We start from the raw sequence: 9,227 nt of genomic DNA, 5'->3' as shown, positions 1-9,227 counted from the left end.
GCCGCCGTCCAGGCCGGCGCGAGCGCGGCCAGCACCCCGGCCAGCACCGCGACCCCGCCGAGCACGACCAGGGCCGAGGGCCAGCAGCGGTACCCGCCGAAGCGGGCGCCGAAGACGTACTGCTCCATGAGTGGACGACCGGCGAACGCCGCGCCGACACCGAGCAGCAACCCCGCCGCGGCGCCCAGCACGCCCAGCACCACCCCGTCGGCGAGCACGACCCGACGCAGTTGGGCCGCGTCCCCGCCGGCCACGGCAACCAGCGCCAGGTCCCGGCGCCGACGGCGGACCCCCACGGCGAACGCCGGTCCGACCAGCAGCACGACCTCCAGCAACCCCAGGCCGGCGATCAGCACGCCGGTGCTCAGGTCGGTGGTGTCCGCGTAGCCGATCCAGCTGCGGGACGACGTCGCCGAGGCGGGTAGGTGGCGCGGCGCGACCACCACCCCGTGGTCGTTGAGCCGCGACACCATCGCCGCGTCGACGACGCCGGGCACGTCGACCAGCCAGCGGCTCTCCGTCTGCGGATCGGCCCGCCCGACGGCCGCCGGGTGCAGCGCCATCACCGGGCCGAGGTCGTCGGGAAACTCGACAACCCCGACCACCGTGTACGTCCTCGCCCGGTCGGCGGTGGCCACGGCGTCGCCCAGGCGTACGTCCAGGCGGCGCAGCGCCGCCGGGCTCACCGCGACCTCGCCGGGCTGCTGCGGCGCCCGCCCCGACCGGAACCGCACCAGACTCCGGGCCAGCGGGTCGGCGAGGTCGAGAACCCGCCCCTGCAGGGTCTCGTCGCCTCTCGGGCCCCGCACCGTCACCGGGCCTCCGGCGCGGACCTCGGTGACCCGGCTGCCGGGGCCGAGCAACGCGGTCACCTCGGCGGCGGTGGCCGGGCGGCCGATCGCTGACTGGCTGTCGTCACGGGGATACCAGCTGTCGCCCCACTCGTCCTGGATGACCGGGGTCTCGGCGAACCACCGCAGCTCCGCGTCGGCGACGCCGAGGCGGCGGTCGACACGCTCCTGCGGGGTCAGTTCGGACATGTCGTAGCTCGTGGCGAGGAAGGCCAGCACCAGCACCGGCAGGGCGATCATCGCGAGCACCAGGGCGGTACGCCGACGTGCCCGGCGCGACTCGCGTCGGGCGATCCGCAGCGCCGCCCGCCACGAGCCGGTCAGTTCGGCGAACCTCCGCCGCCCGACGGGCGTGGGCGGTGTCACCGGTCCGACCGCCGGGGGATCGACGCGGCGGCGTGCCAGCGGCGTCCGGCGCAGGGTCAACGGTCGCTGCCGGACAGCAGTTGCTCGACGCTGCCCAGCGGGGCCGTCGTGTCGACCAGCACGCCGTCGCGCAGGAACACCACCCGGTCGGCCCAGCCGGCGTGGCGCGCTTCGTGGGTGACGAGGATGCCGGCGGCGCCCGCGTCGACCCGGCGGCGCAGCAGGTGCAGCACCGCCTCGCCGGTCTGCGAGTCCAGCGCCCCGGTGGGTTCGTCGGCGAGCACCAGGCGCCGCTCGCCGACCAGCGCGCGGGCGATCGCCACCCGCTGCTGCTGACCACCGGAGAGCTGGTCCGGGAAGCGGTCACCCAGCGCCGGCAGGCCCACCTCGGTCAACGCGGCCAGAGCCGCCGCACGGGCCCGCCGGCCGCCGACGCCGTCGAGCTCCAGCGGGAGCGCGACGTTCTCCAACGCGCTCAGGCTGGCCAGCAGGTTGAGCTGCTGGAAGATGTAACCGATGCGGCGGCGGCGCAGCTGGGCCAGCCCGCGGCGATCCAACGCCCCGAGCGGCTGGCCCTCGACCCGGACGTCGCCGCGGGTCGGGCGGTCCAGCCCACCGGCGAGGGCCAGCAGCGTCGACTTGCCCGAACCGGACGGGCCCATCACGGCGACCAGCTCGCCCGGCCGGACGACCAGGCTGACACCGCGCAGCGCGTGCACCGCCGCCGGGCCGGACCCGTGGGTGCGGTGGACGGCGCGCAGCTCCAGCACCGCGTCGTCCGTTCCGCTCACCGTCGCGCCTCCTCGTCGGCCCACCGCGCGCCGTCGGACGCCCCGGCGTCGGGCGGCCGGGTCGGGGGTGGCGTCGGCCCGTTGGGCTGGAGCCGGACCAGACTGGTCTCGCAGTGGTCCAGCCACCGCACCTCAGCTTCGGCCTGGAACACCATCGAGTCCAGCACCAGCCGCCACGGCAGGTCCTCCGGGCGGTCGCTGCCGTACTTCAACCGGGTCAACTCCTGCAACGTGCGCATGGTCGCGCTGCGCTGGGCCTGCACCACCGAGCGGACGTCCACCCCGGGGGTGGTGAGCGCCAGGGCCAGTTTGATCGCCAGCTCGTCGCGGGGGCGGTCGGTGCGGCTGATCGGGGTGGCGAACCACAGCGCGAGGTCCGCCCGGCCGGCGTCGGTGATCTCGTACGGGCGTTGCCCGGCCTCGCTCTCCGGCAGCGGGCGCACCAGACCGTCCCGTTCCAGCCGGGACAGCGTGGTGTAGACCTGCCCGATGTTTAGCGGCCAGGTCGAGCCGGTCGACTCCTCGAACGCGGCGCGCAGCTGGTAGCCGTACATCTGGCCGCGTTCGAGAAGGGCGAGCAGCCCGTGACGGATGGACATGGCAACGGAGTATGCATACCTGGTATGCGCTCCGCAACCGGAGTGGACCGGTTCAGGTCGGGCGGCCGGGAAATGCGACAGTCGCCGGGGTCACCCCTGCGGTCTTGCGCCACCGCGTGGCCCGTACGGCGTACTCGACCAGGGCGGCCAGCGCCTGGTCGCGGTCCGGGCCGGTGGTGGACGCCAACGCGGCCCGCCAGTGCGCCGCGGTGCGCTCCTCCACCTCGACGGCCAGCCGCAACGCGCTCGCCCGGTCGATGACGGGAAACGGCAGCGCGTACCCGGCCCGGCCCGGTGGAACGGTGCCGCCGGTGGTGCTGAGCTGCACGACCAGCCCGTCGCGCCGTCGTCGGTGTGCGGCCTCCGCCTGGTGTGCGGCCTCGCGTGCCGCCCCGGTGAGCCGGACGCCGATCCGCCCGTAGGCGTAGATGGCCGCGTACTCGGCGGAGAGGGCGGCGGCGAGCGCCTCCCCGGAGGTGGGCTGCCTCACTTCAGTGCCTCCTGGTGGGTGGCCCGCGCGGCGGCGATCGACCCGAGCAGCGCCGCCCGCTCGGCGGGCGCCGCCGCGCAGGCCGCGGTGGCGGACTGCTGTGCGGTCTTCTCCCGCGCGCGCAGGGCGGCCAGCGCGCCGGCCGGCTCGGTCGCCGCGGTGGCGCTCGGGTCGGCGGCGGGTGTGGACGGGAGAGCGAGGCCGATCACCCGGGCCAGCTCGGTGGCGTGCGCGGTGTGTGTCTCGGCGATGGGGCCGAGGCGGTCGGCCAGCTCCGGGTGGGCGGCGGCGCTCGCCCGGTACGCGGCGGCCAGGCCCAGCGACTCGTCGACCATCGGGCGCAGCGGGTCCGGCGGCGGCGCCGGCTCGTCGTCGCGGTCGAAAAGATCACAGCCGGTCAGCGGTGCCGCAGCGCAGCCGAGCGCCAGCAGCGCCCCGGCACGCAGTAGGTTTCGCCGGTTATGTCCGGATACTTGGTCGCGCGGTGTCGTTCTGCCGATCCCCACCGAGCCAGTGAACACCATCCGCGCCGGTCCGGGGGCCATCGCCGTCGGTGCGCCGCCCGGTCCGCTGCCGGGCAGGCGCGTTACGCTCTGCGCAGCCACCGGCGCGTCCGCTCCGGTGGCGTGCCGGCATGGCGGGACGAGGGTCCCGGTCGACCAGGGAGAGGGTGCGCAGATGACGCAGCGTGGCCGTGCCACCAGGTCGACGGGTCGACCCCGCGACGGCGCGGGCTCTCGCGGTCCGCGCGACGGCGCCGCCCCGCGCGGCGGCGGTGATCTCGCGGCACGGCGTACCCGGCTGCGGACCGTGATCGAGCCGGTGGTCAACGGCGTGGGCTACGACCTGGAGGACCTGTCGGTCTCCCGGGCCGGCCGCCGGCACGTGGTGCGGGTGATCGTGGACGCCGACGGCGGCATCGACCTGGACGCCGTCGCGGACGTCTCCCGCGCGGTCTCGGCCGCCCTGGACGCCGCCGAGGAGACCGGCGGCGACATTCTCGCCGGGGAATACCAGCTCGAGGTCAGCTCGCCGGGTGTGGACCGGCCGCTCACCCTGCCCCGGCACTGGCGGCGCAACGTGGGCCGGCTGGTCAAGGTCACCGTCCGGGGCGCGGTCGCGCTGCCTGGCCAGCGCGGCGAGCAGCCCTCCGGGGACCGCCAGCTGACCGGCCGGGTGGTCGGGGCCGACGACGAGGGCGTGCGGCTGGAGACCGACGACGGCCAGACCCTGTGGGCGTACGCCCAGCTGGGCCCGGGCCGCGTGCAGGTCGAGTTCACCCGCCTCGCCGAGCTGGGTGAGCCGGACGAGTTCGACGACGCGGACGAGACCGACGAGAACGACGATTCAGACGACATCGACGACGAAGATGATGTGGAGGACGAGGAGAGGTGAACATCGACCTCGCGGCGCTGCGCGCACTCGAGCGCGAGCGGGAGATCCCGTTCGACACGATTCTCGCGGCGATCGAGACCGCGTTGCTGACCGCCTACCGGCACACCGACGGCGCCGAGCCGCACGCCCGGGTGGAGATCGACCGCAAGTCCGGCGCGGCCCTGGTGTACGCGCAGGAGATGGACGACGACGGTTCCCTCGTGCGTGAGTGGGACGACACACCGCACGACTTCGGGCGGATCGCCGCGATGACCGCCAAACAGGTGATCCTCCAGCGTCTGCGGGAGGCCACCGACGAGGTGCACTTCGGCGAGTACGTGGGCCGCGAGGGTGACCTGGTCACCGGCGTGGTGCAGGCGCACGAGACCCGTACCGAGAAGGGCATCGTCAGCGTCGACCTGGGCAAACTGGAGGGCGTGCTGCCGCAGTCCGAGCAGGTGCCCGGCGAGCGGTACGCGCACGGCGAGCGGATCCGGTGCGTGGTGGTGCACGTGGCCAAGGGCATGCGCGGGCCGCAGATCACCCTGTCCCGGTCGCACCCGGCCCTGGTCAAGAAGCTGTTCGCGCTGGAGGTCCCGGAGATCGCCGACGGCACGGTCGAGATCGGCGCGATCGCCCGTGAGGCAGGTCACCGTACGAAGATCGCCGTCCGTTCCACCACCCCCGGGGTGAACGCCAAGGGCGCCTGCATCGGCCCGATGGGCCAGCGGGTGCGCGCGGTGATGAGCGAGCTGCACGGTGAGAAGATCGACATCATCGACTGGTCGGACGACCCGGCCACCTTCGTCGGTAACGCGTTGTCGCCGGCCAAGGCGCTGCGCGTCGAGGTGGTGGACCTGGCCGGTCGGGCCGCCCGGGTGACCGTCCCGGATTTCCAGCTCTCGCTCGCCATCGGCCGCGAGGGGCAGAATGCCCGACTCGCTGCCCGGTTGACCGGTTGGCGGATCGACATCCGGTCCGACGCGGAGCAGACCGCCCCGGCCGCGCGCGGCGCGGCCGAGCATGTGCCGGAGCCGGGCGGCGCGATCTCGGGCAGCTAGGGGTAGACTTCCTCCAGTGGTACGACGCGCGCAGCCGGAGCGCACCTGTGTGGGTTGCCGGCAACGTGCGCCGGCCAGCGAATTGCTGCGGGTCGTCGCGATCGGGGACGAGGCTGGTCACAGCCTCCGGCCTGATCCGCGCCGCAGGCTGCCGGGTCGGGGAGCGAACATGCACCCGGATCCGGCCTGCTTCGCGCTGGCGGTGCGGCGCCGAGCCTTCGGGCGAGCGCTGCGCATCACCGAGGTCCTCGACCACGGTGTGCTGGCAGAGCACGTCGATGCGCCAACCACTACGTCCGGTCAGCCCGACCGGGCGAGGGTCGCTAGCAGGGTAGGACGACCGACATGAGCACACGATGAAGTCCCTGAAATGACCAGGCTTCAAGTGCACGAGTGAGGTCGCTGCGGGTGCTGCCCGCACGACCTCGGAGTGAGGAGTGCAGTGGCAGGCAAGGCCCGCGTACACGAGCTTGCAAAAGAGCTCGGGGTCGAGAGTAAGACCGTTCTCGCCAAGCTGAAGGAAATGGGCGAGTTCGTCAAGTCCGCGTCCAGCACGGTCGAGGCGCCCGTCGCCCGACGGCTGCGTAACGCATTCGTCGCGTCCTCCGGTGCTCCGGCGCCGGCTGCCCCGTCGGCGCCCGCGCCGACGCCGGCTTCGACGCCGACCCCGACGCCGTCTCCGACCCCGGGCGCCCCCCGGGTCTCGGCGAAGCCGATGCCGCCTCGGCGGCCGGCCGCGCCGGCACCCGGTCCGAAGCCCAAGGGTCCGGTGCCCGGTGCGCCGCAGTCCGCGGCCCCGGTCGCCAAGCCGGCGAGTGCCCACGACATCGAGGTGGCGGCCGCGGAGGCGCGTGCCGCCGCGCTGAAGGCTGAGCAGGAGGCCGCGGTCAAGGCCGCGCAGGCCGCCCGCCAGCAGCAGCGGGAAAACCCCGTTCGCCGGGAGCCTCCGGCAGACGGCAACCGCCCCGGTCCGCGGCCGGGTCCGGCCGCGATGCCGCCCCGTCCCGGTTCGCCGGCCGCTCGGCCGAGCACGCCGGCGCCGGGTCCCGGTGCCCGACCGGGCGGTCGTCCGCCGGCGCGCGGCGCCGGTAACAACCCGTTCGGCATCCAGGGTGGCCAGCAGCAGCGGCCGCCGGCCGCGGGTGCGGGTGGCCCCCGGCCCAACAGCCCGGCGGGTATGCCGCCGCGGCCGAGCCCGAACTCCATGCCGCCGCGGCCCAGCCCGGCGTCCATGCCGAGTCAGCGTCCGGCTGCCGGTCGTCCCGGCCCGGGTGGCGCCGGTCGTCCCGGTGGCGGCGCGGGTCGCCCCGGTGGCGGTGGCGGCGGTTTCCGTGGTGGTCCCGGCGGCGGCGCCGGTGGTGGCGGCGGTTACCGCGGCGGCCCCGGTGGTGGCGCGGGTGCCGGCGGTGGCGGTGGCTACCGTGGCGGTCCCGGCGGCGGTGGCGGTGCTCCCGGCGGTGGTTTCCGTCCGGGCGCTCCCTCGGGCGGCGGCGGTCGCCCGGGTGCCGGCGGTCGTGGCCGTGGCGGCGGCGCCGCGGGTGCCTTCGGGCGTCCGGGTGGCCGGCCGACGCGTGGCCGCAAGTCCAAGAAGCAGCGCAGACAGGAGTTCGACAACCTGTCGGCTCCGACCATGAGCTCGGGTGCTCCCCGGGGTCAGGGTCAGGTCGTCCGGCTCTCCCGTGGCGCCTCGCTGTCGGACTTCGCCGACAGGATCAACGCCAACCCGGGTTCGCTGGTCCAGGAGATGTTCAACCTGGGCGAGATGGTCACCGCGACCCAGTCCTGCTCTGACGACACCCTGCAGCTGCTGGGTGAGCACCTCGGCTTCGAGGTGCAGATCGTCAGCCCGGAGGACGAGGACCGCGAGCTGCTCGCGCAGTTCAACATCGACCTCGACGCGGAGGTGGCCGAGGAGCGTCTGGTCAGTCGTGCGCCGGTCGTGACCGTCATGGGTCACGTCGACCACGGTAAGACCAAGCTGCTCGACGCGATCCGTAAGGCGAACGTCGTGGCCGGCGAGGCCGGTGGCATCACCCAGCACATCGGTGCCTACCAGGTCCACGTCCCGCACGAGGGCGAGGACCGCGCGGTGACCTTCATCGACACCCCGGGTCACGAGGCGTTCACCGCCATGCGTGCCCGTGGTGCCCAGGTGACGGACGTCGTGATCCTGGTGGTCGCGGCCGACGACGGCGTGATGCCGCAGACCATCGAGGCGTTGAACCACGCCAAGGCGGCCGACGTGCCGATCGTGGTCGCGGTCAACAAGGTCGACAAGCCGGAGGCCAACCCGGACAAGGTCCGCCAGCAGCTGACCGAGTACGGCCTGGTCGCCGAGGAGTACGGCGGCGACACCATGTTCGTCAACGTGGCCGCGAAGCCGGGCATCGGCATCGAGGAACTGCTCGAGGCTGTCCTGCTGACCGCCGACGCGTCGCTGGAGCTGACCGCTCCGATCGACGGGCCGGCGCAGGGTGTGGCCATCGAGGCGCACCTGGACAAGGGTCGCGGTGCGGTGGCGACGGTGCTCGTGCAGAAGGGCACCCTGCGGGCGGGCGACTCGATCGTCGCCGGTGGGGCGCACGGCCGGGTCCGGGCCATGCTCGACGAGAACGGCAACCAGCTCACCGAGGCCGGTCCGGCGCGTCCGGTCATGGTGCTGGGTCTGACCGCGCCTCCCGGCGCGGGCGACACGTTCCTCGCCGCGGCGGACGACCGTACGGTGCGGCAGATCGCCGAGCAGCGGCAGGCACGGCGGCGGGCGGCGTCCTTCGCCAACTCCCGTGGTCGGGCCACTCTTGAGACGCTCATGGAGCAGCTCAAGGAGGGCGAGAAGACGTCGCTCAACCTCATCCTCAAGGGTGATGTCTCCGGTTCGGTGGAGGCCCTGGAGGATGCGCTGTTCAACCTCGACATCCCCGAGGAGGTCCAGCTCAAGGTCCTCGACCGGGGCGTCGGCGCGATCACCGAGAGCAACGTCATGCTCGCGAGTGCCTCGTCGGAGCCGGTCACGATCATCGGCTTCAACGTGCGGGCCTCGAACAAGGTCCGCGAGATGGCCGACCGCGAGGGCGTGGAGATCCGGTACTACACGATCATCTACCAGGCCATCGAGGAGATCGAGGCAGCGCTCAAGGGCCTGCTCAAGCCGGAGTACGAGGAGGTCGAGCTGGGCAGCGCGGAGATCCGCGACGTCTTCCGCTCGTCCAAGATCGGCAACATCTCCGGTTGTATCGTCCGGTCGGGCATCATCCGGCGCAACGCGAAGGCGCGCCTGCTGCGGGACGGGGCGGTCGTGGCGGACAACCTCACGATCACCTCGCTCAAGCGGTTCAAGGATGACGCCACGGAGGTCCGCGAGGGCTTCGAGTGTGGTCTGACCCTGGGTGGTTACAACAACGTCCAGGTCGGCGACGTCATCGAGACCTTCGAGATGCGGGAGAAGGCTCGCGCCTGATCCGGCAGTGACACGCTGATCAAGGGGTTTACGCCAACCGGCGTAAACCCCTTGATCATGCGGGGCGGGTTGCCGGTATCGTCCGGGGCGATGTTCACCGGAAACGCGGTCTTCGACCTGCTGCTGCCGGGCGACTCCCGGTCGCTCAAAGCCAAGAGATCAGCGCGTCCCGCAACGCGTCGCCGAAGAGGTTGAAGGCGAACACCAGCGCGAAGATCGTGATGCCCGGGAAGAACAC

The 9,227-nt window shown here is 73.3% G+C and carries 9 protein-coding genes; 4 read left to right on the top strand and 5 right to left on the bottom strand.

Annotation, left to right across the window (positions count from 1 at the left end; all coding sequences use genetic code 11):
* The 5 genes from AB0J68_RS19280 to AB0J68_RS19260 form a co-directional block, all read right to left on the bottom strand.
* A partial coding sequence (locus tag AB0J68_RS19280) for an FtsX-like permease family protein (RefSeq protein WP_363939718.1) occupies positions 1-1,217 on the bottom strand: 1,217 nt, incomplete at its 3' end.
* Positions 1,218-1,273: 56 nt separating this feature from the next.
* Complete coding sequence (locus AB0J68_RS19275) at positions 1,274-2,008, bottom strand: ABC transporter ATP-binding protein (RefSeq protein ID WP_355066859.1); 735 nt, start codon at positions 2,006-2,008, stop codon at positions 1,274-1,276.
* A complete protein-coding gene (locus AB0J68_RS19270) occupies positions 2,005-2,607 on the bottom strand; it encodes a PadR family transcriptional regulator (RefSeq protein ID WP_354857643.1) in 603 nt (200 codons plus the stop codon). Before AB0J68_RS19270 ends, AB0J68_RS19275 begins: the two co-directional genes overlap by 4 nt.
* A 52-nt stretch (positions 2,608-2,659) precedes the next feature.
* A complete protein-coding gene (locus AB0J68_RS19265) occupies positions 2,660-3,097 on the bottom strand; it encodes a ferritin-like domain-containing protein (protein WP_354857645.1) in 438 nt (145 codons plus the stop codon).
* On the bottom strand, positions 3,094-3,621 hold the full coding sequence (locus AB0J68_RS19260) for a hypothetical protein (protein WP_363939716.1): 528 nt from the start codon (positions 3,619-3,621) through the stop codon (positions 3,094-3,096). Before AB0J68_RS19260 ends, AB0J68_RS19265 begins: the two co-directional genes overlap by 4 nt.
* Positions 3,622-3,775: 154 nt before the next feature.
* On the opposite strand from AB0J68_RS19260, the gene rimP reads away from it, so the two are divergent.
* The 4 genes from rimP to infB all read left to right on the top strand — a co-directional run bounded on the left by rimP (position 3,776) and on the right by infB (position 8,989).
* On the top strand, positions 3,776-4,492 hold the full coding sequence (gene rimP, locus AB0J68_RS19255) for a ribosome maturation factor RimP (protein ID WP_363939714.1): 717 nt from the start codon (positions 3,776-3,778) through the stop codon (positions 4,490-4,492).
* Positions 4,489-5,532: a transcription termination factor NusA gene (gene nusA, locus AB0J68_RS19250; protein ID WP_354857652.1), complete on the top strand. Its 1,044-nt coding sequence runs from the start codon at positions 4,489-4,491 to the stop codon at positions 5,530-5,532. The genes rimP and nusA overlap by 4 nt, the downstream gene beginning before the upstream one ends.
* A 16-nt stretch (positions 5,533-5,548) precedes the next feature.
* A complete protein-coding gene (locus tag AB0J68_RS19245; protein ID WP_266251254.1) occupies positions 5,549-5,881 on the top strand; it encodes a YlxR family protein in 333 nt (110 codons plus the stop codon).
* Between the two features lie 93 nt (positions 5,882-5,974).
* Entirely contained in the window at positions 5,975-8,989 is a 3,015-nt protein-coding gene (infB, locus tag AB0J68_RS19240) for a translation initiation factor IF-2 (RefSeq protein WP_354857655.1), read from the top strand.
* Positions 8,990-9,227: the final 238 nt, after the last annotated feature.

The organism is Micromonospora sp. NPDC049580 (assembly GCF_040675595.1).
In the GTDB taxonomy this organism is placed as follows: Bacteria; Actinomycetota; Actinomycetes; order Mycobacteriales; family Micromonosporaceae; genus Micromonospora.
This window is presented reverse-complemented; position numbering and strand designations above follow the sequence as displayed.